The organism is Mucilaginibacter sp. (genome assembly GCF_965225845.1).
Lineage (GTDB): Bacteria > Bacteroidota > Bacteroidia > Sphingobacteriales > Sphingobacteriaceae > Mucilaginibacter.
The window spans coordinates 184,811-210,829 of the sequence record NZ_CBDDBL010000001.1 but is presented as its reverse complement, the minus strand read 5'-3'; the positions used below and the strand labels follow the sequence as shown (position 1 = coordinate 210,829).

Sequence of the window (26,019 nt, the reverse complement as noted above, 5' to 3'; positions counted from 1 at the left end):
AAGAATTATTCGGTCTGTCAGGCCTTATAAATTAATCAACACACCCTCCCTCACACAATTATTATTCTATGAAAAAAATATTTTCAGCAGTTATTATTTTAAGTTGTTTTGTTAGTTTAGCCCATGCACAAAAGCCAGATCTGGCGCATGTAGATAAAGTTATTAAGGCCGAAGACGATTTTAATAAACTTGTTGCCCGCAAGGGGATTAAATCCGCATTCTTAGAAGTTGCTGATATTGAGGGGATTGTATTTAAACCACAACCGGTTAAAATAGTTGATTTTTATAGCAATATAGATAAGCAGCCCGGGACATTATCATGGAACCCTAAATTTGCACGTATTTCAGCAAACGGCGATCTTGCCTTTACTGCGGGCCCATATGTTTATCAAAATGGTAAAACAGATGATGATAAAGTGTATGGCGACTATGTATCCATTTGGCGTACAGATGAAAACAATAAACTTAAATTACTGATGGATTTGGGCATACAACACCCGGAGCCAGAGCAAGAAGCAATTGTTGATTTTAAAGAGCCGGACTCATCTAAGCTAATTGCCCCAAGTAAAGACCCATTCAACGGTAAAAGTGTAATATTAGCTACTGATAAAATTTTTAATCACTCGTTATCAATATCAACTTTAGCCAGCTATAAGGAGTTTTTGAGCCCTGAAGGGCGTTATTATTTTCCTGGTTTTGAGCCTATCATAGGTAAGGATAAGATAATGAAATTTGTTGATAACGAAGCTATTGGTATTACGGCTGAAACAGTAGATGCGGGCCGCTCAACAAGTAATGATTTAGCATATAGCTACGGCACTGCACGTATAACCAAAGGCCAGGTAGTTAGCAATTATAACTATGTACGTATTTGGGAAATTGATAATGACCACAAATGGAATATCCTGCTGGAGATTTTCTCGGCAGTGGAGAATGATTAATTTTATGATCAAAGATTAGCAAGAGCTTTGTTATAGATCGAAGCTCCTGCTGATATCCGGTTCATAAAGCATTATAAATAAATATATTAGCATAAGGTGTGTTCTGTAACACAGCTCCATTTGTATCAAATACGATGCAAACATGCCTTAGCGTACCTCCGGGATAAACATTTAGACCTAAAATATCACTTGGTATATTCATAAATTTAGGTTTGTTAGTTGCACTGTCTATGATCTTGTTGAATTGCATCAATATCAACTTATTATCAGGTAATAATATCCAGCTTGATTCCATGTCCTTGGCGCCGATTATTTTTATGAATTGAGCTTTCTCAAACTTTAACTATCTGCCTGAGCATAGTATTTTTTAATACTATGATAGTATCTCTTCATAAAAACTTGACTAACAGGCGATAGTATCATTTGTGCATCAGCTCTTGTATCCATATACCTTAATAAAAAGTTACTATGAGCAAAGATCTTGGTTAAGGTATCTTCATATATTTTTAACCTCTTAAATTCAAGCGTGTCGGTATTGTAAAAGGAGGTGCTTATTTGTACGTAGTGCGGAAGTTTTTTCGATCTGAAATAAACATAAGAGGCACCTTTATACATACGGAACTTAACGGGGTAAAAGGTGTCTTTTATAATAGTGTATGATCTTGGGTTATCGTTTTTAAGGTCTTCCCAATTGAAACGGGTCATAAAATGATCCTGGAAGATATTTTTATCTACCCTGTAAAGCAACCATTTTCTTTCTTGCGCGGGATACAACTTATTGTCGCATATATAACTATAAATTAGGCTAATATTAGGGTTATAGCATTTTACATTATTTATAACACACGGAAGATCATACAAAGCGGCAAAACTATTGGCTTCAGCTTTTATTTTTATGCCTTTTTTGGTTGTTATTAAAATCCCATAATAATTTGCGTCATCCATCATAAATGGGTGCATTGCCTTATAAAGCGCATTATATACAATAGCTTTATCCTGTAAAGAATCTATGACCTGTTTTCGTTGATCGAGTTTTAATCCAAGTGTTATAGTATCAATAGTATGAGCTAATTCTTGGGTTGTAATATTAAACGGGGCGATTAAAATACCGGTATCGGGTTTTGATATAAGATTTAAAAGTTCTTGGAGCATTGTCGCCGGGATGATCTTTTGAGTTTTTGCGAAGAATCAACGTGGTCATTTACTATACAACCCGACTGCCATAGCTGATAGCACTTCCATTCGCCTTGTACATAGCTTACCTCAAGCTTCTTGTAATTGCCGTCTAAGCCACCACCCTTTGTAACCAGCGTAAAACTTTTAACATCTTTAAGCTTAATTGTTTTTTGGGCCGATGACCGGTTTAACAGCGCAAACTGAAAAAATAAGATAGTAATACCAATAAGGGCTTTTTTGCTCATCTTATGATGATTTAGATTTGACCTAAATTACTAAATAATCGGAAATGCAAGATGCTATTTTAATTTTTAATTAAAATAAGCTTTGGATAATATCATCGGTAGATAAACCATCGGCTTCGGCATTGTAGCTACGCACAATGCGGTGGCGAAGGATTGGTTTGGCAATAGCTTGTACATCCTCAATATCCGGCGAGTATTTGCCATTGAGTACAGCGTGGCATTTAGCGCCCAGGATCAAAAATTGTGATGCCCGCGGACCAGCGCCCCAATTTAATAAACGTTTGATCTGTGCGGTAGCAAATTCGCCGGTAGGGCGGGTTTTAGCAACCAGTTTAACAGCATATTCCATCACGTTATCAGCAACCGGGATGTTGCGCACTAATTGTTGGAAATAAATGATCTGTTCGGCATTTAAAATATGATTTACCTCGGTTTTATTGCCGCCTGTCGTGTTTTTAACTACCTGCATTTCCTCTGCAAACGAGGGATAATCTAATGATACGTTAAACATAAACCTATCCAGTTGGGCTTCCGGTAAAGGATAAGTTCCTTCCTGTTCAATTGGGTTTTGGGTAGCCAGTACAAAAAAAGGTTTTGCCAATTGATGTGTTACACCTGCGGCGGTAACCGCTTTCTCCTGCATAGCTTCTAACAAAGCCGCCTGTGTTTTTGGTGGTGTGCGGTTTATTTCATCGGCCAGTATGATATTGGAGAATACCGGGCCGGGTATAAATTTAAAGTTCCTGTCTTCACCTAAAATTTCAGAACCAATGATATCTGAAGGCATCAGGTCGGGCGTAAACTGTATGCGTTTAAAGTCCAGGTCTAGCACCCGAGATACAGTTTGAACCAATAAGGTTTTTGCTAATCCCGGGACACCTACCAACAGGCAATGCCCGTTGCTGAAGATGGATATCATTACAAATTTAACAACCTCATCCTGGCCAACAATAACTTTACTTATTTCGGCACGTAATTGTTTGTAAGCTTTGTTTAACGCATCGGCGGCCTCAACATCAGATTGGTACTGCATAGTTATTTTGTAACGTTTGCTTGTACAGGCGTAGCTGCCGGTGGTGTAGCCCAACCTTGTAAATTTGAACAAATATTAAATTCAGGGTCGATCCTGATATAAGTTTCTTTTCTTCTTTTCTCAAACCAGGCACTTACCGTACGATTGGTTTTATCAGCAAAAGCAGCATCTTTTAATTTAGGAAAATCCTGTGCCATGTTTGCCTTGTGCGCATCAGTTACCGATTTAAGATACAATATTTTGTATGTTTTTTGGCCCCTATTATCTGTAAATAATTTTGGTTGTGAGATTTCACCAACCTTCATGGTATCAATTGTAAGGGCAATTTGCGGGTCGAGCTTATCGCTTGGGATAATGGTGCTTCTGTTTTGCACATCTTCGGCATTCAGCATCATACCGCCATTATATTTGGTGTCCTTATCGTCTGAATAATAAGCAGCAGCACTCGAGAAATCAATTTTTGAGTTAGTCTTTAATAACGTATAAATACTATCTGCTTTTGCTTTAGTACGATCAAGGCTAGCCTGGGTAATTGCAGGGGTTACCAATATGTGACGAACATGGACCTGTTCTCCACGACGTTCAATAACTTGTAAAAAGTGAAAACCATAGTCGGTTTCAAACACCGGCGAAATTTCACCGGCTTTTAGTTTAAATGCCCAAGCTGCAAATTCTTTTACATAGCTATTTCTATCAGCAAAACCTAAGTCACCACCATCAGGAGCTGAGCCCGGATCCTGAGAATATAAGCGGGCAAGTGTGCCAAAATCTTCTCCGTTTTTTACACGGGCGCGTAATCCTTCAGCTTTTTGGCGGTAAAACTCTTTTTCGTCCTTATTTAATTTAGGCTGAAATACAATTTCACCAACTTCAACTTCTTTATTGTAAGTTGGCAAGCTGTCTTTAGGTATTTTATTGTAATACTCCTGAACTTCTTCGGGTGTAACATTTAACTTTTCGGTTATTTTAGCACGCATTTTATCAGCCACTAACGCCTCTTTTATATCCGGCCGAATCTCATCCTTATATTGTATAACTGAGCGGCCTAAAAACTGCTCTAATCTATCCTGTCCGCCGGCTCTTTGGGTCATGGTACGCATACGGCGGTCAACTTCGTTATCTACCTCGTCATCCTTAACCTCAATACTATCAATTATCGCTTGTTGTGCTAATATTTTTTGTGCAAGTAAACCATGCAAAATCTGGCATTTAATATCCTGGTTTGGCGCGCCGCCCTGTGCCAGGTAATTGGCATATGATAATTCGATATCTGATTGCAAAATTATATTGCTCCCTACAACAGCAGCTATTTTATCAAGCGTTTTTCTTGGCGCATTTGCCATAGCCAGGCTGTCTTTATTTTGTGCTGTAGCTAATGATATTGATAAACATATCCCTAATACGGCTAACCCAATTTTTCTCATGTATATTTCTGATGCTAAATAATATGCGGAAAGTATCCGCGTATAAAATTCAAATTTCGGTAAAATTTATTAATTATGGCGGGTTTAAATTTGAGCCGGCTATAATTATGCGAATATGCCCATAAACCTTGAAAGTGTTTAACTACTTTTGGTTAAAATTTGTTAAAGTGAAAACCGAAAATCCAACAGCCCTGCATTTTATCATGCAGGACGATATATTTTTATTAAACCAGGACCGCGCTGCATATACTTTTGAGGCAGAACCAGCAGAACAGGCTATTGAACAAGAAGAAGCTCAACCGGTTACACCTGTACAAACGAAACAACCGGAATTTAATTATTTAGGGGGCAACAAAAAGAACTTTTTAATAACAGTACACTATCCGGGTATAGATTTTATGGAGGAATCGCACCTGACCGCCCTTCAAAATACACTAAAACGGCTTGGCTTTGAAAAGGAAGATATAGCGATCCTTAATTTAGCCGCTCATGAGGGTGCAGACCATGAAATGATCATAAGTTATTTCAAACCGCAAAAATTATTGCTGATGGGCAAAAATGCTTTACCGCCCTATATTCCTGCATTAAAGCTAAACGAACAGCAAATAAATGGCAACTACAAAGCGTTATTTACTTTTAGCTTTGATGAGATGATGGACAGCAACGATTATAAAAAGATCTTCTGGGAGCAGATGAAGATTTTATAATTTTGATTCCTGACTCTTAAATCTTTCCCATGAAGCAATTAGTTTTCGCCACCAACAATGCCCATAAGCTGGAGGAAGTATCCGACAAAATAAAGGGTAAAATAAAACTGCTAAGCCTGAATGATATTGGCTGCCTGGAGGATATTGCCGAAACCGGCACCACCTTTAAAGAGAACGCTTCGTTAAAAAGCTGGTTTATTTATGATAAATACCACGTAAACTGTTTTGGCGATGATAGCGGACTGGAGATTGAAGCCTTAAACGGTGCGCCGGGCGTTTATTCCGCGCGATATGCGGGCGGACATGGCAACCATGAAGCTAATATTGACAAAGTGTTGGCTCAATTAAAGGAATTGACTAACCGCAAAGCCAATTTCCGCACGGTAATATCGCTGCTGTGGGATGGTGAGGAACATTTTTTTGAGGGCGTAGTAAATGGCACCATTCGCAATGAGCAGAGCGGTAGTGCCGGTTTTGGTTACGATCCGATCTTTCAGCCGGATGGCTATACCGTAACTTTTGCTGAAATGAGCATGGCTGATAAAAACAAAATAAGCCACCGCGCAATCGCGATGGCTAAGCTTTTAGATTTTTTGGCTACCGTTTAAAACTCTACGTGCATCCTGAATCCCAACACACTTACCGGCCCGCGACTTGCATTATAAGCCGGGTTCATAATAAATTGGTAATCAGGGGATAGCCACAATTTCTTTTGATAAGCGTTGATCTTGTAATAAAGTTCAGCAACCATTTCAGGGGCGTAGTTTAACCTTCCATCACCAATAATGAAACCGTAACCACCGTCAGCTAAATATTGGCGATGTTCTGACGATAAACCATCACCAATAAACGCCAGGGCTATCTCATCATCCGGGCGTTTCCATGATGTGCCTTTTAAAACAGCGCCAAAACTTACAGAGCGGTCTATCTCGGTAAAGAACCAGGTTTCTGTATGGCCGTCGTTATAGCTTGCTTTGGCAAATACACCTAAATCACTGGTAATACTTTGATCGGCACTGATGCCAAACCCTACCTTATGTCTGCCATAAGCCTGCGTCGAATCTACATTTGGCGCTTTGGGGTTTTGAGCGATGGCGGCCTCATAATTGCCAAACTTGCCATTGTTTAAATACCCTAACACACGCACGGTACCCTTTTGGCCGCCTATGGTATAGCGCCTTTCATACTCAATATTTTGTGTGTTAGCTTTAAGTACTTTGGTATCCCAAACTGCTCCATTTGCCGTAGTGGTAACCATGGTGAGTGAAAATCGCAAGGTCCAGTCGGGCTGGCCCAGTTCGGTGAATAAGCCCAGTACATAACCGCGGGTGTTGGCAGCGTAGTCATAAGCGCCATTATCCATCAGCGCCCAGTTCATAAACTGCATGCGCGGGTCATGACTAAAATTATTGCCATCAAAAAAATCAGCCAATCCATATTTACCGCCGGCTATGGTAAAATAGCGCTTGCTTTTAAGGCCTGCTATCTGGTTTTGGTCGTCGGTAACTGTGTCCTTCTCTTTTCCCCACTCAAATGTTTGGCGCAAGTAAAGACGTGCAATATATATGGCGGGTGCTGTGCTGCCTACTCTAAAAGTTTCTCCATTCGGGAAGGCCGCGACACCCTCGGTATGGCTTAGGCCGCTGCCGCCGGATAATTCCGGGTCAAATACAACGTCTGCTCCTTTCCATAACCGCGCATCACTAAATAAGGTGCTTGTGATAGATGTTTGTGTTTCGCCTAAAGTTGATAAACTGTTTTTGCCTGAATAAGACGCGTTAAAAGGCGGTTTATCCTGCGTAATGGTTGTTTCCTGAAAATGCAGGCTATACCATTGCTGTTTAACAGTATCCTGTGCAAAAGCACCTGTAAAAAATATTATACAAAATAGTGCAGTAAAAATTATCTTCATAAAGCGTGGTTAAGCTAATCCTTTAATTCAATAACGGCTAAACAGTTTGCCATTAAAGGATTGTTACAGTCTCTTTTTAGAGAGACTCAATTTAAATTACAAAGGAACGCCATTAACCAATGCAATGCAATTGCATTAATTTTTGCATTTGCTGCATATGCCTTTTACTACCAAATTCATTTCGGTTTGGATAAAGTTATCGGGCAATGCAACTTCAGGTATTTTTGTGTTGGGCAGGCAAAATGTCTCTTTGCATACAATACAGTTAAAATGCACATGCAAATCGTGGTGCTGGTTGGCATCGCAATCCTCCAAACACAAAGCGTATTTATGTAAACCCGAGCCATCATCAACCAAGTGCACTAATCCTTTGCCTTCAAATGTTTTCAGGGTACGGTAGATGGTAACCCGATCTGCGGGGTCAAGACATTTTTCGATATCACTCAGGCTCACCGCCGAATTTTGCTTCAATAGCGAACTCAGCACCAGAATGCGCATGGCAGTTGGTTGTACTTTTTTTTCGGTAAGCCTTTGTTCAACAGTCATATAAAAAAACTAATTGACGGGTTAACAATATACTGCAAAAGTAAGGCTTGCATATTAACACATTATTACCGCTTTACAATTTATTTACATTCCATATAAAACTGCTCCAAATAAATCAACATAAACGCATGGCGTTGTTCGGCGATTTTTTTGCCGGTGGCGGTATTCATTTTATCTTTTAGCAGCAGCAGCTTCTCATAAAAATGGTTGAGCGTTGGCGCCGTGGTGTTTTTATACTCTTCCTTGGTCATGTTCAGGTTTGGGGCGATCTCCGGGTTGTAAATCTCCCGGCCCTTAAAGCCACCATAGCTAAATGCACGGGCAATGCCAATTGCGCCGATGGCATCCAGTCGGTCGGCATCCTGCACAATAAAAAGTTCAGGCGATTGGAAACTTACTTTATCAAAACCAGATTTAAAGGAAATATGCCTGATGATCTGCTGAACATGTGTAATGATATCCTCATCAATATTCAGCATACGCAAAAAGTCGCCTGCGATGCGAGGCCCCATCTCTTCATCACCATTATGGAATTTGCTGTCGGCAATATCATGCAGCAATGCTGCAAGTTCAACGGTAAGAATGTCGCAATCCTCGGTTGCGGCTATATGCTTTGCGTTTGTATGTACGCGGTTAATGTGCCACCAATCGTGCCCGCCCTCGGCGTTGGCAAGGGTGGTACGTATAAAAGAAATGGTTTCGTCAATAATTTGCTGGTCAGTCATAAATTCAACAATATCTGCAAAGATATTATTGTTTATGCTAACTTACTTTAGCAAGATGGCTTACCCCTGAGGGTTTAACATCAATCAACTCGCTAACTTCAAAAGCTAATACTTCGGCTATTTGAAAAAGGCGTTCAACAGTTATTTTAGTATAACCAAGCTCGATTTTGCTGTAGGCATTTTGCGAAATGTCCAGCTTTGCCGCCAGGTATTCCTGCGTGTAGTTACGGTATTCGCGTTTGTTCCTGATATTGGCCGCGATAGCTCTTATCTTAAAATTTAGTCCCTCTGTCATAAATACTACAATTGTTATTAGAATTTACGATATGGATGTTTAAACGGTTTTGGAGTAATATTAAAAAAATGATACGTAATTAATTTATTACACGCGGGCTTTCATTTCGGCCTGTATGGCGCGTAAAAACTCATTGGTGTGCTGTGAGCCAATGATATACAATAAGCCATCGCGATCGGTAAGGTGAACCGCTTCCTTACCACCCGTATAAAAACGGATGGTGCCTTTGGTATGCAGGTTATAAACCGGGTTGTTAAATAAATAGCGACTGTATTCGCCCTTTTCGGCTTTTACGATGCTGTTCAAGTCGATCTTTACCAGGCGAGTGGTCCATAAACCATCCAGCAAAATACTTTTATTGATTACCCGGGTACGGAAATGCAGCAGGAAACCCATGATGATGGAGATCACCAATATGGCAAAGCCAACCACAACTAACAGGTCATTAGAGCGCTGATCGGTAAAAAAATAGGCCGCGAAGCAAAACATCGCCATTACCAAACGAATGGTGATAGGGATAAACTCCCTGCCGAGGTATTGCTTTTCAATAAAAACGGGTTTATCGCTCATGTTTTAATTAATTCGAATATAGTAACTTTTTTAGTGTTTTTACTCACTTTGTAACGTTCGCTGCTGCGGTAACCTGCCACCCATATGATCTCGCCATTGCCATTTACCAATAAAGGTACCTGGCTCTTTTGATGAACCGGGATTTTTTGATCAACAAAAAGATCGCTCAGCTTTTTGCGGGTCTTCATCCCCAGCGGGTAAAAAAAATCGCTTTGCTGCCAACGGCGGATGATCAAAGGATAAATTAATAGTTCAGCATCAATGCTAACCGCCAAGGGATTGTCCTTTACAATAAGCGGGCTATCATCATGCAATAAAGTCACCTTGTAATTATGGTAGTTAACCTCACGGTCATTCGGATTGATGCGCACCGCAACCGGATTATTTTTTTTTTTAATGAGGATGATTCTGTCCCTGTCAAGGATTAATTTATGATCCAAGCTTTCAAAAACCCGCCCTGAATGTTTATCGAGCGCAGCGATCAAATTATCAATAGTAGTTTCGTTAAACCCGTATGGTTGCAGCAACCCGAAAAGCAGTAATCTTTTTGGGTGGAGAGTTTTTATGGCAGATAATGCGATGTATATTTCGCCATTCTTTTCAATAAATGCATCCTTTTTTAATTCAGCCACGCGCATTTCCAATAAGATCTCCAATTCCCGGAAATGCTGCAGGTTGTTCTCGAAAGTTTTTTCGAGCGATGGGTTCAATTCCTTTAAGCGCGGAATAACCTCATGCCTGATCTTATTACGTGCGTATTTGGTAGAAGTGTTGGAGCTGTCTTCAACAAAGCCGATATCATTTTTGGCGATAATGCGCTGGATGTCATCCCGTTTCAGGAACAATAACGGACGAACCAGGTCGCCATTTTTGGGCAGGATGCCATGCAAGCCCGCAATTCCAGTGCCGCGGGTAAGGTTTAACAATATTGTCTCGATCGTATCGTTTTGATGATGCGCGAGTGCAATTACATCATAACCATGCTGTTGCTTAATTTGTTGAAACCACTGGTAACGCAATTCACGCGCCGCCATCTGGATGGAGATCTTGTTTTCGGCAGCGTAGGTATGTGTGTCAAACTCGATGGTGTGGTATTCCACATCGAGTTGTTGAGCCAGGTTTTTACAAAATTCCTGGTCAGCAATGGCTTCATCGCCGCGCAACTGGAAATTACAATGAGCAATGCTAAAATTATACCCTGAACCTTTTAATAAATGAGCCATTAATACTGAATCCATGCCGCCACTAACCGCGGCAACCACTTTACCGCCGGGGGTGAACAGCTTGTTTTGTTCAATAAAATCTGTAAATTGTTTAAGGGGCAGCATTCATCAAAATTATTAATTTAATAACCCCAACAAAAAACTAATTTTGCCATTGTGAGTAAATACGTTATAATTTTTTTATTACTGCTGGTTACGGGCACTGCTATTGCCCAAAAAACATCCAAGGTAAACCTGATATCATCCACCAAAAGCCAGGGCGTTAAAATAAATGGCATGGATGTGATTAAGGTGTATAACGGTGTTTGGAACCAGGACCGCACGCGCATGAAATCCGACAGCGCCTATTTTTACCAAAGCGCCAACGCTTTTGACGCTTTTGGCCATGTGGAAATTAACCAGGGCGACACGTTAAACATTTACTCCGATAAGCTGAATTATAACGGTAATACCAAGGTGGCTATTCTTACTGATAATGTAAAAATGGTTGACAAGGAAGCAACCTTAACCACCAACTTTTTCAATTACAATACCGCAACGCGGATTGGGACTTATACAAACGGAGGTAAACTGGTTAGTAAAACCAATACCCTGGTAAGCCAGAATGGTTATTACTTTGCAGGTACGCACGATGCTTACTTTAGATACAATGTGGTTGGTACAACTAACGATGCGCTCATTTACACCGATACGATGCGTTATAATTCCAAAACGCGTATCAATTATTTTTACGGCCCTACCAGGATTTACGGCACAAAGGATAAAGATACCCTGCTAACGGACAATGGAACCTACAATACTGTTACGGAACAGGCCTTGTTCAATAAAAATAATTTATATAAGCAGGGTACAAAATCATTAATAGGCGATACGCTTTTTTATGACCGTTTAAAAGGTTATGGCCGCTCTGTAAAACATGTTACGTTTAATGATAACGAGCAAAAAATAACTATTAAAGGTGGCTTGGGTACTTATTTTAAAGCCAACGACCTGGCAATTGTTACTCGCGACCCATATGTTATTTTAGTGACCGAAAACTCCGATTCAACCAAACAGAAACAAGATACAGCGAAAGTTACACCGCCTGTTATCATCAAAAAAAGTAAAAAACAATTAGTTGATAACAAAACCAAGGCAGACGTTACTAAACTGGCAATACAAAATAAACCTTTGATTGATTCTGTAAGCAAGAAACTCACAATGCCGGTGATTGATTCTTTCAGCAAAAAGATGCCAGCGAAGATGAGTGTTGATTCGGCTAGTAAGATATTGTCTGCACAAAGCAAAAAAATAAATAAAAACGAGCAAGATAAAATAAAGCAAAGTATAAAAGGGCTGCAAAAAGGCAAGCTGGATACGAATGAAATTGTAAGCACTAAGCCACCGGTAATGCCTAAAGATGCAGGTGTAAAAAAAGACTCGGTATATATGTCGGCTGATACCATAGAAACACGGATATTGACTTTTAAGGAACTAAATATATTGCAGGAACAGGAACGTTTATCACACATTAAGGATACCACAAAAAAGCCCTCCATTGTTTATAAAGTTGCCCCCAAGTTTTTAACCATCAATGCACCTAAAATGGCTAAGGATACCAGCTTTTGGCACCGTGATTACTTTGGGCCGCCAAAACCCAAGATGATAGCAAAGGCTAAACCCAAAAAAGATCTGTTGGCGCCGAAAAGTAAAAAAGTAATTAAACCGGATTCAACATTTTTAGACCGAAAGATCGTGCTGAAGGATACTGCCCGTATAAGGATATTGTATGCATTTCATAAGGCTAAAATATTTAAATCGGATTTGCAGGCTGTAGCAGACTCGATGTTTTACAGCAACAGTGATTCTACTATCCGATGTTATACCAAACCTATGATATGGACGCAGGGGTCGCAGTTATCCGGTGATACTATCAACCTCATCATGAAGAATAAAAAGCTGGATAAGATGGACATGTACCCTAATGCGTTTATTGTAAATGTAGAAAAATATGATTCTACGCATTTTAACCAGGTGCGAGGTAAAAGGATGCGTGGTTTTTTTAAGGAGAATAAACTGCACAGGGTTTACTTTGATGGCAATGTGGAGTGTATTTATTTTGTGCGCGATAGTGCTACTCGTTTGGTTACCGATATGCAACGGTCATCAAGCAGCCGTTTACGACTTTATTTGAAAAACAATGAAGTTACCGATCTGGCATTTTTAACCAAACCCGATCACCGGTATATACCAATAGAAAAAGTTAAAGAGGACGAGAAAATATTAGATGGTTTTATCTGGAAACCCAAAAATCGACCGGCAACCAAAGAATCCGTATTGCCGTCGTATGGAAAGTCGCATGATACCAGTACCAATAAGCATGTTATTATGCCGCGGCCTAAGAAAATGTTTTCTGGGAAAGAGAGTAACGTTAAAAACTTACCGGGTGTAAAATCCGGTGCAGACAGTTTATTTAAAAAGTTGACCCCGGGGCAGCCAGCTAAGCAGGATAGTACTTTAAAACAGCAAATATTAAAAGCATTGCCGGCAGGCGCCAAAAAGGATTCTACAAATAGCAAAACAGGCAATTTAATTAATAGCCCTGCTATTAAAACGAAACAAAATACGACGAATTAACTTAACTTGCCATAAGGGCGTATGTTGGCCTCTTTGTCTGCGTCAATAAAGTGGTCCTTACTGCGTTATCAATCTATCTTCAAAAAACAAAAAGGGCAATTGGTTGTGTATGCCTTTCATCTTCCAGATTGGCCCTTGCTGGCAATAAAGAATAATATTGATCTGCTGATTTTGCATTTTCTCATACTCAGCCAATACCTGCAAGCATGAACCACAAGAGGTTATGGGCTTAGTGATTAAAAATTCATCAGTTTGGGCTGTGATGGCCATGGTTTCTATGGGATCATCAGGATGATTTGCACCCCAGTAAAATAAAGCCACACGTTCGGCGCAAAGGCCGGATGGGTAAGCAACATTCTCCTGGTTGCTGGCATGGATTATTTTGCCGCTTTGTAACTGCATGGCCACACCAACCCTGAATTTTGAATATGGCGAATGTGAGTTGACTAATGCTTTAACCGATTCCAGGCATAAATGCTCATCGGCCGGGTTTAGCTCAGTTATGGCATCATATTCTTCGAAAGCTATTTTTAGTTCGTGATTTATCATTTGTATCCCCATGAAAAAGAGGGGGATACAAGATAGAGAATTTTTTAATTAAAATGCAAATGAATTACACTGCTACATCCAAAGTAACACTTTCCAGATCTTCAGCCACCAAAGGATTAATACTTTCGTCATCCTTTTCAACACGCAGGTTATTTACAATGTGATGCTGGCGTACCGGTGTGTTTTTGCCCATAAAGTATTCCAATAGTGCTTTGATGTTGGCATCTTTCAGGATAACCGGATCAAGGCGGATATCCTTACCTATGAACAAACCGAATTCCTCAGGTGAGATTTCACCTAAACCCTTAAAGCGGGTTATTTCCGGCTTATTGCCTAATTTGGCTATGGCATTACGGCGTTCTTCGTCGCTGTAACAGTATATCGTTTCCTTTTTATTACGTACACGGAACAGTGGCGTTTGCAGGATGAATACGTGTCCGGCCTTTACCAAATCAGGGAAAAATTGTAGGAAGAATGTCATCAGCAGCAAGCGGATGTGCATCCCGTCAACGTCGGCATCGGTAGCTATTACAATATTGTTGTAACGCAGGTTATCCAGTCCGTCCTCAATATTTAAGGCGTGCTGTAGTAAGTTAAACTCTTCGTTCTCGTATACTACTTTTTTAGTCAGCCCGAAACAGTTAAGCGGCTTTCCTTTTAAGCTGAATACTGCCTGAGTCATTACATCACGCGATTTGGTGATAGATCCGCTGGCAGAGTCACCTTCGGTGATGAATAAGGTTGTATCCTGTTTGCGCTCGTGGTTATCTTCAAAATGCAGCTTGCAATCACGCAGTTTACGGTTGTGTAACGATGCTTTTTTAGCACGCTCGTTAGCCAGTTTTTTAATTCCCGCAATATCTTTTCGCTCACGCTCTGATTGCAGGATACGTGCCTTTAATGCATCGGCAACTGCCGGATTTTTGTGCAGGTAATTATCAAGCTCCTTTTTTACAAAGTCGCCAATAAAAGTACGCACAGATGGGCCCTCGGGACCAACATTTTGCGAACCCAGCTTTGTTTTAGTCTGCGATTCGAATACCGGCTCCTGAACTTTAATTGCAATAGCAGCAACGATGGATGCGCGGATATCCGATGCGTCATAATCCTTATCATAAAATTCACGGATGGTTTTTACCACCGACTCGCGGAATGCGGCCTGGTGTGTACCGCCCTGCGTAGTATGCTGTCCGTTTACAAACGAATAATACTCCTCGCCATATTGCTGGCCGTGGGTCATGGCAATTTCGATATCCTCGCCTTTTAGGTGAATTATCGGGTAGCGGATATTTTCAACGTTGGTATTTTTATTAAGCAGATCATACAGTCCGCGTTCAGATAGATATTTCTGCCCGTTAAAATTAATTGTCAACCCGGCATTCAAAAACACATAGTTCCAAATCATGTTCTCAACAAACTCCGGGATAAAGCGGTAATGCCTGAAGATGGTATCATCCGGGATGAAATTTATTGCCGTGCCATTGCGTTGAGAAGTTTCTTTTTCCGCCTCATCACGGATCAACTCGCCTTTGGCAAATTCAGCGATTTTGGTTCTTCCATCACGGTAAGATTGTACGATGAAGTTATTAGATAGTGCGTTAACCGCCTTTGTACCCACACCATTTAAGCCTACTGACTTTTGGAAAGCCTTGCTATCGTATTTACCACCGGTATTGATCTTGGATACGCAATCGATCACCTTACCCAATGGGATACCCCGGCCATAATCACGAACAGATACCTTATGATCGCTCATATTTATCTCGATCGAACGGCCCGACCCCATTACAAACTCATCAATTGAGTTATCTACAATTTCCTTAAGCAAAACGTAAACCCCATCATCATAAGCTGATCCATCACCCAGTTTGCCGATGTACATGCCCGGGCGCAGGCGGATATGCTCCTTCCAGTCTAACGACCGGATGCTATCGTCATCATAATTTACTTCTGCCATATCTTTAGTATCAAGTATTTAGTATTTAGATTGCACGCAGAGCCGTAGATTTGACTCACCCCCGACATCGCTGCGCTTGTCGACCCTCTCTTCGCCTGCGGCGGAAAAGGGTAAAACACATTTTGGTAACATGTTCTACAAAAATAAAATATTGACGCTAATTGTAGAATGCAATTGTGCTAACTTATTAACAAAATCCTGATCAGGGAGCAAATTTAAAACTATGGCTCACCTTGTTTACGTCGCTGTAAAAATCAGGGTCTTTATAATTCGTGAAGAAAACGGCAATTAAGGTACCTGCATGATTTTTTTCAAGGGAAACGATCAGCGCATATTTATAATGTTGCGTAACCGGCATATCCTGTAAATTCAGCAAGTATGATTTTCCTGCATCGGCATTGTATTCCGCTAAAACATCCGCCGGCATATCCCGCGCCTGGTAAATATTGTCGCCGGTTAGGGCATTGGCATAGGTTTCACCGAGTTCTATATATAACGAATCCGGGTTATCCAGTTCGCTCCTTTGGTCGGCTTGTGTGTGTTCATACGTCAGCCAGTCTTGTTTCTGCGAACGCGCCATCAACCAAATATCACAATTATGATCAGGATCGTGCAATGCGAAATCGAAAGAAAAATCTTCATCGTTAACCGCTTTTACTTCCTGAAAACCCGGTGGAAAAGTAAATTTCAGGTTTGATTGTTTTAATAGCAGAGTGAAATTCTTACGCTGCATACTAATAACAGGCTTTTTGTTTTGGGCAACACCAACCGGCGCACAACAACACATTATTGCACAAAATATCGCTATAAGTAATGCCAGTTTAGATTGCTTCACAATAGTTTTATTTCTTAGGGAAAACAAAAAACTTAATAGACTAAGGTATATCTAATTTTGACAACTTACATGTATTTCATGTTAATTATTAAACGCTGTATGTTTAACTAATGAATTGTTACAAAAATTATTAACATGGATACTAAACTAATGTTAGAGCCGGCTTTTTATCGATATTAGCAGCATATGAACAAACTGGTTAATTGGTTGGGGTTGATATGCCTGATAATTGCATCTTGTAGCAATTGCGACAACTTAAGCCAAAAAACTGTATTCCATCTTAATTTAGACGATGGCCTTACATCGCTCGACCCGGCATTCGCGCGTAACCAGAACGCCATCTGGATGGATAACCAGATCTATAACGGACTTGTGCAATTGGATGATAGCCTGCATATAAAACCTTGTATAGCCAAAAGTTGGCAGATCAGCACTGATGGCTTGCAATACACTTTTCATTTAAGGAGCAATGTCCATTTTCAGGATGATGGGCAGTTTAAGAATGGCAAGGGGCGTAAAGTTACCGCAGCAGACTTTGTTTACAGCTTTAGCAGATTGATAGACGCTAAAATTGGTTCATCTGGCTCCTGGATATTTAGTGATAAGGTTTCCGGCAGACAAAGTTTTCTGGCTTTGGATGACAGTACATTCCGGATCATTTTAAAACAGCCATTCCCGCCGATGCTGAGTTTGCTGAGTTCGGAATACTGTGTAGTGGTACCGCACGAGGTGGTTGATTTTTATGGCAAGGACTTCAGGAGTCATCCGGTTGGTACCGGGCCGTTTAAATTTAAGTATTGGAAAGAAGGTGAAGTTTTGGTTTTGCTGAAGAATGAAAACTATTGGGAAAAAGACAGCGCCGGGTATTCATTGCCTTATTTAGATGCGGTAAAAGCGAGTTTTATTCCCGATAAACAAACCTCTTTTATGTCCTTTATAAAAAAAGACCTTGATTTCTTTAACGGTATTAACGGCAGCTATCGCGATGATATTTTAACCAAAAGCGGTCACATCACTAAAAAATACCGTGGTAAATTTATCATGGTTACCCATCCGTATTTAAATACGGAGTATTTGGGCATCATCGTTGATTCCAGTCAAACCATCATGAAAAATTCACCATTGCGCTTGTTGAAAATCAGGCAGGCTATCAATTATGCTATCGACAGGCAGAGCATGGTAAAATATCTGCGCAACAGCCTTTGTACACCTGGAACGTCCGGCTTTATTCCTGAAGGAATGCCCGGCTTTGATGCATCGAAAGTAGCTGGCTATAATTATAACCCTGAAAAAGCACGCAAACTGCTTACCGAAGCCGGTTTCCCAAATGGAAATGGCTTACCCGAAATTACATTAACCACCGTAAGCAGTTACCGCGACCTGATAGAATATATCCAGGGAGAATTGGAGCAAGTAGGTATTAAAACTCGCATTGAAGTAATGGAGGGCGCCAGCCTTCGTGAGCAGATCGCCAAAAATGGTGTACCATTCTTCCGTGCATCATGGAATGCCGATTATCCCGATGGTGAAAATTATCTGTCGGTATTCTACTCCAAAAACAAATCACCATACGGGCCGAATTACACCAATTTTAATAACAAAGCTTTTGATGCCCTGTTTACCCAAAGTTATCTTGTAAATAATGACACCGCCCGTTACCGGCTTTACCAACAAATGGATAATTTAGTAATGCAGCAGTCGCCGGTAGTGGTTTTGTATTATGATAAGCTTGTTAATTTGTACCAGAATAACATCAGCGGCTATAGTGTTAACGGGATGAATTTGCTGGGGTTGAAGAGGGTGAAGAAGGTAAATTAATTAAATGCACATTTTGCGATTGCCTCGGTCCTCGCAAGCACTATAAATAAAATGTGCAGATGCTTTTATCAAACATCTGCACATCCGCATATCTTCATATTGGCAAATTATAACTTAATCTCTTCGTCTTTGCTGGAGAAGAAATGAAACTCCGTGATCTGGTAAGCAGGGTTGCTTTTAACCTTTATCCACTGGCCGTATTTTACCAGCCATCTCATCTGGCGGGTTATCAGACCTTGTTTAATGTAGGCCTCAATGTACGGGTGTACACAAAGTGTAATATTTTTTTCATTTTGCTCGTCAAGAATGTAATTGAAGTTATTTTCAATATCATCTATCAGCAAAATAGTTGGGCGTATTGTTCCGGTCCCGCCGCATGCAGGGCAAACTTCGGTGGTAACAATATTCATTTCTGGGCGCACACGCTGGCGGGTAATTTGCACCAATCCAAATTTGCTTGGCGGCAAAATAGTGTGCTTCGCCCTGTCGTGTGCCATTTCATTTCGCAGGTAGTCAAAAAGCTCCTTGCGGTTTTGCGGTTTGTGCATATCGATAAAATCAATCACCACAATACCGCCCATATCGCGAAGGCGCAATTGACGTGCAATTTCTTTAGCCGCTTCCTTGTTAACCTGGAAAGCGTTTTCTTCCTGGTTCTCCTTATTGGCCGTACGATTACCGCTGTTAACGTCAATAACGTGCAGGGCCTCCGTATGCTCAATAACCAAATAAGCACCACCGGCAAGGTTCACTGTTTTACCAAAAGCGCCTTTTATCTGCTTATCAATTCCATGATGCTCAAATAACGGCTCCTTGTGTTTATGCAGGCGAACAATGTTCTCCATATCGGGCGAGATCTCATGAACATAAGATTTCACCTCCTCGTACATCGCGTTGTCATTTACGGTGATGCCCTGAAAATCCGCGTTCAGCAGATCCCGCAATATGGTTGAGGTACGGCCTATCTCGCCTAAAACTTTTTTAGCAGGCTCAACTGATGGTAAACGGGTAATAAAACTTTCCCATTTTGATATCAGGTCGAGCAGGTCCTTTTGCATTTCGGTAACGCCTTTTCCTTCGGATACGGTACGTATAATAACACCAAAATGTGCAGGCTTTATGCTTTCAACAATTTTACGCAAGCGTGTACGCTCGGTATTGCTTTTTATTTTTTTGGAGATGGAAATTACTTCAGAAAATGGCACTAATACCACATAACGCCCGGCTATGGATAAGTCGGCGCTTAAGCGCGGGCCCTTTGTTGAAATAGGCTCCTTTGCTATCTGTACGGGAATCAGCTGATTTTTAGTTAAAACTTCGGAGATCTTGCCTCCTTTGTTAATATCAGCATCAAGCTTAAAGTTATCTAAAAGCTTTGATTGATAACCACCGCTACGCACTTGTTTGGTAAGCTTTAACAGGCTTTGTACCTGTGGCCCCAAATCAAGATAATGCAAAAAGGCATCCTTCTCGTAACCAACGTCAACAAAAGCAGCATTAAGGCTGGGCATAATTTTTTTAATGCGGCCCAAATAGATGTCACCAACCGTATAATTGTTGCTGATCTGCTCTTTGTGAAGTTCTACAAGTTGTTTATCCTGTAATAATGCAATAGTAGCCCCGTTGGGGGTTGAATCGATAATTAATTCCTTTATCAATGCTACTCCATTTCTTAATTACAGCCAAATTAATGGCCATAGGTGTATAAGAGGGTAAAAAACAGTAACTAAAATAACCTGCCATGAGTGCATGGCAGGTTAACAAGTGCTTTAAAAAGCAGCTTATTTCTTTTTATGTCTATTTTTTCTTAAACGCTTTTTGCGTTTGTGGGTAGCCATTTTGTGTCTTTTACGTTTTTTACCGCTGGGCATAATAATAATAATTTAAATGTTATTTAATTTTTTAATTCCTTTATGTATTCGTCGATCTTCTGACCAAATGTGGGGTCAGGCATCATTTTCTTACATTCTTCGTAAGCAGCAATTGCTTCCGTTTTCATACCAAGCTGTTTATAACTTTCAGCCAGGTAAAAGTATGGTTCAACGCCGGGCTTTTGACTGATGATGGTTTTAAACCTATCAACCGCCTTTTCAAACTGGCCCGACTTCATGGCAAACATACCTAAATTTAATTCGGCATTGTAATTTGTAGGATCCTGCTTTACCACATCAAGCAGTAAACCAATGCCTTGCATTGGCGGGCCACCACCATTTACATAAGCAATGCCTAACCCTGTTTTAGCATCAAGGCTCTCCGGTTTCAACTTGGTTGCTACCTGGAAAGCTTCAACAGCATCGGCATCAAATACCGGCTGCGCTGTGGTATCCTGTGCCTGTTTATAAGCGTCATTAAAATGATTACCTGCTACTATCCAGCTTTCGGCGGTATTTTCACTACGGGCAATTGCCTGGTAATAAAATGCTGCAGGGCCGGGCTGATTAATAAGCGACCATTGTTGTGCTAACTTTTTATCCAGAGCAAGTTTATCAGCATCGCTTGTTGCATTTCTCAACTGGTCTTCCAATCCGCTGATCTTTGTAGATAAGCTATCTCCAATAAATTTTTTAGCTGATGCAGATACAGTTTGAACTGTAACGTCGGTTGATGGCTTGTTAGCCGCAGCAACGCTACCTGTACCTTTTTTTACTGATGCTTCGGTATTGCCTTTAACAGGTGGTAATGAATACAAATAGCCGATAACAGCAACTACGGCTACAATAACGACTATTTGCTTTGATTTCATTTCCGGGATTAATTATTTGCTTGATTTGTTACCGCTTCTTACTTTTTCAACAAAAGTTTTTGCTGGTTTAAAGCTTGGTACAAAATGTTCAGGGATAATTATGGCAGTATTTTTTGAAATGTTACGTGCTGTCTTTTTTGCTCTTTTCTTTACTACAAAACTTCCAAAACCTCTAACATAAACATTTTCGCCACCTACCATTGAGCTTTTAACAACCTTGAAAAACGCCTCAACGGTTTCCTGCACATCAACTTTCTCGATTCCTGTTTTAGTTGAGATTTCAGTTATAATTTCTGCCTTAGTCATATCTGATTTTCTTTTGTTTTTTATATAATTACTTAACTGTTTTGGGGTTGCAAAAGTATCGTTTTATAAATAAAGAGTGAAATAATTAACAGGTTTTTTTTGGGCGACCATAAAATGCACTGTAAAACTTACATTAAATAAATAAAACCACAGGCTTTCAGTTACTTTTGTACTACATGAATTTTGCTGATGAGCTGGTACAATGGTACCTTAATAACAAGCGCGACCTGCCCTGGCGCAACACAACCGATGCCTATGTTATATGGCTTTCTGAAATTATATTACAACAAACGCGTGTCGAGCAAGGCAGGCCCTACTTTCATCGCTTTTTAGATAAATATCCAACCGTAAGCGAGTTTGCTGTTGCTGACGAAGACGATATATTAAAGTTATGGCAGGGCTTGGGGTATTATTCCCGTGGCAGAAACATGCTAAAAACTGCCCGCGAAGTTGTTGAGCTTTATAATGGCGCATTTCCGCAGCAATATAATAACCTAATAAAACTAAAAGGGATAGGTGAATACACCGCCTCAGCTATCGCATCCTTCTCGGCAAATGAGGCTAAAGCGGTGGTTGATGGCAATGTATACCGGGTATTAGCCCGATATTTCGGCATTAACGAGCCTATTAACAGCAATAAAGGCAAAAAAGATTTTCAGGCTATTGCAAATGAAATACTCAATCATAATCACCCTGGCCTGCATAACCAGGCGATGATGGAATTTGGTGCTATGCTATGCAAACCGAAGAATCCTGCTTGCGGAATTTGCCCTGTCAACACTGGCTGTTTTGCATTTAAGCATAACGCTACTGCCGCGCTACCTGTAAAACTAAAAACAGTTAAAGTAAGGGAACGCTTTTTTAATTATTTCTTAATTATTAATAACGAGGAAATATTGTTGAAAAAACGCGATGAAAAAGATATATGGGCAAATATGTATGATTTACCTATGATTGAAACAAATCAATTAATTTCTTTAAACAGCATAGTTGTAATGCCGGAAACTATTGCGTACTTTGGTAATGCTATTGACATACAGGATGTTTCACCTGTTTACAAACATATTTTAACACATCAGCGCCTGTATGTGCGCTTTATAACCATACAACCACAGGTTTTAAAAATTCAACAAAACTGGTTTTTTACCGGCGTAAAAAACATTGAAAAATTCGCTTTGCCAAAAATCGTTTTTATATTTATAAAAAATATTTTTAATTTGTAGAATAATTTATGTTGAGCTTAAGCCTATGTCAGGAATAAATAAAGTAATACTTGTTGGTCATTTGGGTAAAGATCCTGAGGTACGGTACCTGGAAGGAGGAGTGTCGGTCACAAGCTTTCCGCTGGCAACTTCTGAAACTTTTAATAAAGATGGCCGTAAGGTTGAACAAACCGAATGGCACAATATTGTAATGTGGCGTGGCCTTGCAGATGTAGCTGCAAAGCACTTGCAGAAAGGTAAGCTGGTTTATATCGAAGGAAAATTACGCACACGATCATTTGAGGATAAAGAGGGCATAAAGAAATACACAACAGAGATAGTTGCCGAAAATTTTACTTTGCTCGGGAGGAAAAGCGATTTTGAGAATGATAATATCAGAAGTGCCGCAAGATCAACCGTAGAAATGCCGGATGATTTTAACACCAACGATGTTTTGTAAATAAAGAGCCAATTATAAACTTAAACTTAAAGCCTGATTTTTAACTAAGTCGGGCTTTTGTTTTTTATAATATTTGAGTAGATAAATATGGTGTGTTTAAATTTAACGTTAATTTTATAGCCTAAGAACGCTCTATTGGTGTAGAGCGTTTTTAAAACAGATATTTGCTTAAAATGAAAAAAATATTCCTGCCACTTATCGCCATCGTTTTATTTACCGGAATTGTAAATGCCCAAAACGCTGATCGCAGCCGTTTTATAAAGGATAGCCTCCAATTATACATTAACCGCGCGCTAACTAACTGGCGCATACCGGGAGCAGCGGTATGTATTGTAAAGGATGGTAAAGTAGTAATGATGCAGGGCTTCGGCGTTAAGGAATTAGGGTTGAACGATAAGGTGGATGAGAATACGTTATTCATGATCGGCAGCAACACCAAAGCTTTTACCGCAACCGCTTTATGTATGCTGCAAGCACAGGGCAAGCTGTCGCTTGATGATAAGATCACTAAATATATCCCCACGTTTAAGCTAAACGACAAAGCAGCCGGCGAAATGACCACGGTGCGGGATCTGTTATGCCATCGTATCGGCTTTCAAACGTTCCAGGGCGATTTTACCTTTTACAACACCAACTTAACCCGCGATCAGATCATCGCTAAAATGGCATTAGTAAAAGCGCCATATCCGTTCCGAACAAAATGGGGGTACACCAACTCGGCATTTTTAACTGCAGGGCAGGTTGTGCTGGCCGTAACCGGGCATACCTGGGAATCATATATTAGGGATTACATCTTTTCTCCTTTAGGTATGGGTAATACATTGGCCTTAACCAAAGATTTCCCTCATGTTTTAAACAGGACTGCTCCGCATACTTTTGTTGATGGAAGACTGACTGCTATCCCTTATAATCAGATTGATGGATTGGCGCCAGCAGGCAGTATTGGCTCCTCAGTTAACGATATGAGCAAATGGGTGATGATGCTTTTAAACGACGGAAAAGTGGGATATCACCAGGTAATACCCGCTGCTGCAATTGAAGCTACGCGACAGCCACAGGATTTTGTGGCTGATGTTAAGCATTTAAATGGAGAAGAGAACTACGAATTGTACGGACTAGGGTGGGAATTACAGGATTATGAAAATCATCGCATTGTGATGCACAATGGCGGTGTAGATGGTTATGTTACCTCGGTTACATTAGTTCCTAAGGAGCATTTAGGCATCATCATCCTAACTAATACAGATCAAAACGAGCTTTATGATGCCTTACGATGGGAAATATTAGATGCTTATTTTAAATTGCCTTACCAGGATTACAGCGATAATTACCTGAAAAAGTTTAAAGAGGAGCAAAATAAAAATGAAGCTACCGACAGAAAACTACGTGATTCAGTAGCTATGCTTAGGATGCCGGCATTGCCATTGAATGCTTACACCGGCAGCTATACTAATGAACTATATGGCAACATGAATATCACCGCGGGTGAAAATAACGAGCTTTCTATGCACTTTGAGCATCACCCAACTATGTACGCCAAAATGCAATCCATAGGCGGCAATCGCTTTTATGTTACTTTCTCCGATCCTGAAAAGGGAAAAACGGTATTTCCATTTTCAGTACAAAATGGCCGCGTGCTAAGTGTTAGGGTGAAAGTTGATAATGATTTAGACCCGTTGCCCTATGATTTTAAGAAAACGCAATAGTTAAGATGTAGCCAAGCCTGCCAATCCTTCTATCCAGGTTGGTGAATCATTCAGGCTTTCTACTAACTGCACATGCTCGCCACCTAAAACCTTAAATTCGTCGCCATATTCACGAGTTACCTCGTAAACGGTTTCCAGGCAATCGGCAACAAATGCCGGGCAAAATACTAATAAGCTTTTCTTGCCTTCAGCGGCTAATTTTGCAACAATTTCGCTGGTATAAGGCTGAACCCAAGGATCGCTACCAAGGCGCGATTGGAAACAAATGGTGTATTTTTCCTTCGGGATGTTTAATTTCTCAGCTATTAACCTTGCGGTATGATGCGATTGTGCAGAATAGCAAAACTTGTTGGTTTCATTCAAAGTCTGACAGCAATCTGCTGATTTTAGACAGTAGCTATGTGTATGATCTGAATTGATCAGCTGCCTTTGCGGCAATCCATGGAAACTGAATAAGATATGATCAAAGCTTTCGGGATTATATTTTAATGCGTTATCAGCAAAAGTTTGGATCATCGATTCATTATCATGAAAAGAATTGATAAACGAAATATTTGGCGATGTTGGCCACATACCAACCAAACCCATCACTTTTTCATAAACTGAACCGGTACTTGCCGAAGCATATTGCGGGAACATCGGTATCACCTTAATCTCCTGCACTAAGGCAGCTTTAAGTCTATCCAGCGCCAACTCTATCGAAGGGCTTTGATAACGCATAGCCAGTTCAACTATATACCCATCGCCAAGGCGCTCTTGTAACAATTGCTGCTGTAATTTGCTGTAATGTAATAATGGCGATCCGGTTTTCTCGTCCCATATCTCCCGGTAAAGCTTGGCAGATTTTGGTCCGCGGGTTGGGGCTATAATTCCTTTAACAAGTAGTGTGCGCGCTATTGGATTAATATCAATAACGCGCGCATCCATCAAAAATTCGCGCAGGTATTTGCGCACATCAGCATTGGACGGGCTATCAGGCGTACCTAAGTTGACAAGTAAAATTCCTTTTTTGCTCATAGTATAACTATGA

The 26,019-nt window shown here is 40.4% G+C and carries 25 protein-coding genes and 1 pseudogene; 8 read left to right on the top strand and 18 right to left on the bottom strand.

All coding sequences use genetic code 11. From position 1 onward, the window contains the following. Window positions 1-68 precede the first annotated feature (68 nt). A complete protein-coding gene (locus ACYZ0U_RS00920; protein ID WP_461448858.1) occupies window positions 69-941 on the top strand; it encodes a nuclear transport factor 2 family protein in 873 nt (290 codons plus the stop codon). Between the two features lie 61 nt (window positions 942-1,002). Here ACYZ0U_RS00920 and ACYZ0U_RS00915 read toward each other — a convergent pair whose 3' ends face one another. The 5 genes from ACYZ0U_RS00915 to ACYZ0U_RS00895 all read right to left on the bottom strand — a co-directional run bounded on the left by ACYZ0U_RS00915 (window position 1,003) and on the right by ACYZ0U_RS00895 (window position 4,819). Beyond that, window positions 1,003-1,236 (bottom strand): hypothetical protein, encoded by a 234-nt coding sequence (locus ACYZ0U_RS00915; protein ID WP_461448856.1) that lies wholly within the window; start codon window positions 1,234-1,236, stop codon window positions 1,003-1,005. Window positions 1,237-1,280: 44 nt separating this feature from the next. After that, window positions 1,281-2,093 (bottom strand): hypothetical protein, encoded by an 813-nt coding sequence (locus tag ACYZ0U_RS00910; RefSeq protein ID WP_461448854.1) that lies wholly within the window; start codon window positions 2,091-2,093, stop codon window positions 1,281-1,283. Continuing rightward, on the bottom strand, window positions 2,075-2,362 hold the full coding sequence (locus ACYZ0U_RS00905) for a hypothetical protein (protein WP_461448852.1): 288 nt from the start codon (window positions 2,360-2,362) through the stop codon (window positions 2,075-2,077). The genes ACYZ0U_RS00910 and ACYZ0U_RS00905 overlap by 19 nt, the downstream gene beginning before the upstream one ends. 70 nt (window positions 2,363-2,432) lie before the next feature. Further along, window positions 2,433-3,395, bottom strand: coding sequence for an AAA family ATPase (locus ACYZ0U_RS00900; protein WP_461448850.1), 963 nt, complete (start codon window positions 3,393-3,395; stop codon window positions 2,433-2,435). Window positions 3,396-3,397: 2 nt separating this feature from the next. Next, a complete protein-coding gene (locus tag ACYZ0U_RS00895) occupies window positions 3,398-4,819 on the bottom strand; it encodes a peptidylprolyl isomerase (protein ID WP_461448848.1) in 1,422 nt (473 codons plus the stop codon). Window positions 4,820-4,986: 167 nt separating this feature from the next. On the opposite strand from ACYZ0U_RS00895, the gene ACYZ0U_RS00890 reads away from it, so the two are divergent. Together ACYZ0U_RS00890 and ACYZ0U_RS00885 are read left to right on the top strand one after the other, a co-directional pair. Then, on the top strand, window positions 4,987-5,526 hold the full coding sequence (locus tag ACYZ0U_RS00890; RefSeq protein WP_461448846.1) for a hypothetical protein: 540 nt from the start codon (window positions 4,987-4,989) through the stop codon (window positions 5,524-5,526). Between the two features lie 29 nt (window positions 5,527-5,555). Further along, on the top strand, window positions 5,556-6,134 hold the full coding sequence (locus ACYZ0U_RS00885; RefSeq protein ID WP_461448844.1) for a non-canonical purine NTP diphosphatase: 579 nt from the start codon (window positions 5,556-5,558) through the stop codon (window positions 6,132-6,134). On the opposite strand, the gene ACYZ0U_RS00880 is transcribed toward ACYZ0U_RS00885, so the two are convergent. From ACYZ0U_RS00880 to tilS, 6 genes are all read right to left on the bottom strand, one after another. Continuing rightward, window positions 6,131-7,438 (bottom strand): carbohydrate porin, encoded by a 1,308-nt coding sequence (locus ACYZ0U_RS00880; protein ID WP_461448842.1) that lies wholly within the window; start codon window positions 7,436-7,438, stop codon window positions 6,131-6,133. The two genes, ACYZ0U_RS00885 and ACYZ0U_RS00880, sit on opposite strands and share 4 nt — an antisense overlap. Before the next feature lie 135 nt (window positions 7,439-7,573). Further along, a complete protein-coding gene (locus ACYZ0U_RS00875; protein ID WP_461448840.1) occupies window positions 7,574-7,984 on the bottom strand; it encodes a Fur family transcriptional regulator in 411 nt (136 codons plus the stop codon). 80 nt (window positions 7,985-8,064) lie between these two features. After that, window positions 8,065-8,709, bottom strand: coding sequence for an HD domain-containing protein (locus tag ACYZ0U_RS00870; protein ID WP_461448838.1), 645 nt, complete (start codon window positions 8,707-8,709; stop codon window positions 8,065-8,067). 37 nt (window positions 8,710-8,746) lie between these two features. Continuing rightward, window positions 8,747-9,004: a helix-turn-helix domain-containing protein gene (locus ACYZ0U_RS00865; protein ID WP_461448836.1), complete on the bottom strand. Its 258-nt coding sequence runs from the start codon at window positions 9,002-9,004 to the stop codon at window positions 8,747-8,749. Window positions 9,005-9,091: 87 nt separating this feature from the next. Further along, window positions 9,092-9,574, bottom strand: a complete 483-nt coding sequence (locus ACYZ0U_RS00860; protein ID WP_461448834.1) for a hypothetical protein — start codon at window positions 9,572-9,574, stop codon at window positions 9,092-9,094. Then, the gene (gene tilS / locus ACYZ0U_RS00855) at window positions 9,571-10,902 is read right to left on the bottom strand and encodes a tRNA lysidine(34) synthetase TilS (protein WP_461448832.1); all 1,332 of its coding nucleotides are present in this window, start codon (window positions 10,900-10,902) and stop codon (window positions 9,571-9,573) included. The genes ACYZ0U_RS00860 and tilS overlap by 4 nt, the downstream gene beginning before the upstream one ends. A gap of 51 nt (window positions 10,903-10,953) precedes the next feature. On the opposite strand from tilS, the gene ACYZ0U_RS00850 reads away from it, so the two are divergent. Next, on the top strand, window positions 10,954-13,413 hold the full coding sequence (locus ACYZ0U_RS00850) for an OstA-like protein (RefSeq protein ID WP_461448829.1): 2,460 nt from the start codon (window positions 10,954-10,956) through the stop codon (window positions 13,411-13,413). 57 nt (window positions 13,414-13,470) lie between these two features. Here ACYZ0U_RS00850 and ACYZ0U_RS00845 read toward each other — a convergent pair whose 3' ends face one another. The 3 genes from ACYZ0U_RS00845 to ACYZ0U_RS00835 form a co-directional block, all read right to left on the bottom strand. Further along, window positions 13,471-13,962 carry a cytidine deaminase family protein gene (locus ACYZ0U_RS00845; RefSeq protein WP_461448827.1) on the bottom strand — a complete coding sequence of 164 codons (492 nt, stop codon included), beginning with the start codon at window positions 13,960-13,962 and terminating at the stop codon, window positions 13,471-13,473. Window positions 13,963-14,026: 64 nt separating this feature from the next. Further along, window positions 14,027-15,919: a DNA topoisomerase IV subunit B gene (locus tag ACYZ0U_RS00840; protein ID WP_461448825.1), complete on the bottom strand. Its 1,893-nt coding sequence runs from the start codon at window positions 15,917-15,919 to the stop codon at window positions 14,027-14,029. Between the two features lie 202 nt (window positions 15,920-16,121). After that, window positions 16,122-16,754: a hypothetical protein gene (locus ACYZ0U_RS00835; RefSeq protein ID WP_461448823.1), complete on the bottom strand. Its 633-nt coding sequence runs from the start codon at window positions 16,752-16,754 to the stop codon at window positions 16,122-16,124. 186 nt (window positions 16,755-16,940) lie between these two features. Here ACYZ0U_RS00835 and ACYZ0U_RS00830 point away from each other — a divergent pair, with 186 nt between their 5' ends. Beyond that, window positions 16,941-18,572 carry an ABC transporter substrate-binding protein gene (locus ACYZ0U_RS00830; protein ID WP_461448821.1) on the top strand — a complete coding sequence of 544 codons (1,632 nt, stop codon included), beginning with the start codon at window positions 16,941-16,943 and terminating at the stop codon, window positions 18,570-18,572. A 107-nt stretch (window positions 18,573-18,679) separates the two neighbouring features. Here the strand turns inward: ACYZ0U_RS00830 and ACYZ0U_RS00825 are convergent, their stop codons facing one another. The 3 genes and pseudogenes from ACYZ0U_RS00825 to ACYZ0U_RS00815 form a co-directional block, all read right to left on the bottom strand. Beyond that, window positions 18,680-20,230: an Rne/Rng family ribonuclease gene (locus tag ACYZ0U_RS00825; RefSeq protein WP_461448819.1), complete on the bottom strand. Its 1,551-nt coding sequence runs from the start codon at window positions 20,228-20,230 to the stop codon at window positions 18,680-18,682. A 236-nt stretch (window positions 20,231-20,466) separates the two neighbouring features. Then, window positions 20,467-21,315 carry a tetratricopeptide repeat protein gene (locus ACYZ0U_RS00820; RefSeq protein WP_461448817.1) on the bottom strand — a complete coding sequence of 283 codons (849 nt, stop codon included), beginning with the start codon at window positions 21,313-21,315 and terminating at the stop codon, window positions 20,467-20,469. 12 nt (window positions 21,316-21,327) lie between these two features. Further along, window positions 21,328-21,651: pseudogene (locus ACYZ0U_RS00815) on the bottom strand (HU family DNA-binding protein); the annotation flags it as partial. 146 nt (window positions 21,652-21,797) lie between these two features. On the opposite strand from ACYZ0U_RS00815, the gene mutY reads away from it, so the two are divergent. The 3 genes from mutY to ACYZ0U_RS00800 all read left to right on the top strand — a co-directional run bounded on the left by mutY (window position 21,798) and on the right by ACYZ0U_RS00800 (window position 24,989). Next, on the top strand, window positions 21,798-22,844 hold the full coding sequence (mutY, locus tag ACYZ0U_RS00810) for an A/G-specific adenine glycosylase (protein ID WP_461448815.1): 1,047 nt from the start codon (window positions 21,798-21,800) through the stop codon (window positions 22,842-22,844). A gap of 25 nt (window positions 22,845-22,869) precedes the next feature. Then, window positions 22,870-23,283 carry a single-stranded DNA-binding protein gene (locus tag ACYZ0U_RS00805; protein ID WP_461448813.1) on the top strand — a complete coding sequence of 138 codons (414 nt, stop codon included), beginning with the start codon at window positions 22,870-22,872 and terminating at the stop codon, window positions 23,281-23,283. Between the two features lie 173 nt (window positions 23,284-23,456). After that, the gene (locus ACYZ0U_RS00800) at window positions 23,457-24,989 is read left to right on the top strand and encodes a serine hydrolase (protein WP_461448811.1); all 1,533 of its coding nucleotides are present in this window, start codon (window positions 23,457-23,459) and stop codon (window positions 24,987-24,989) included. Here ACYZ0U_RS00800 and hemH read toward each other — a convergent pair whose 3' ends face one another. After that, the gene (hemH, locus tag ACYZ0U_RS00795) at window positions 24,990-26,006 is read right to left on the bottom strand and encodes a ferrochelatase (RefSeq protein WP_461448809.1); all 1,017 of its coding nucleotides are present in this window, start codon (window positions 26,004-26,006) and stop codon (window positions 24,990-24,992) included. Window positions 26,007-26,019: the final 13 nt, after the last annotated feature.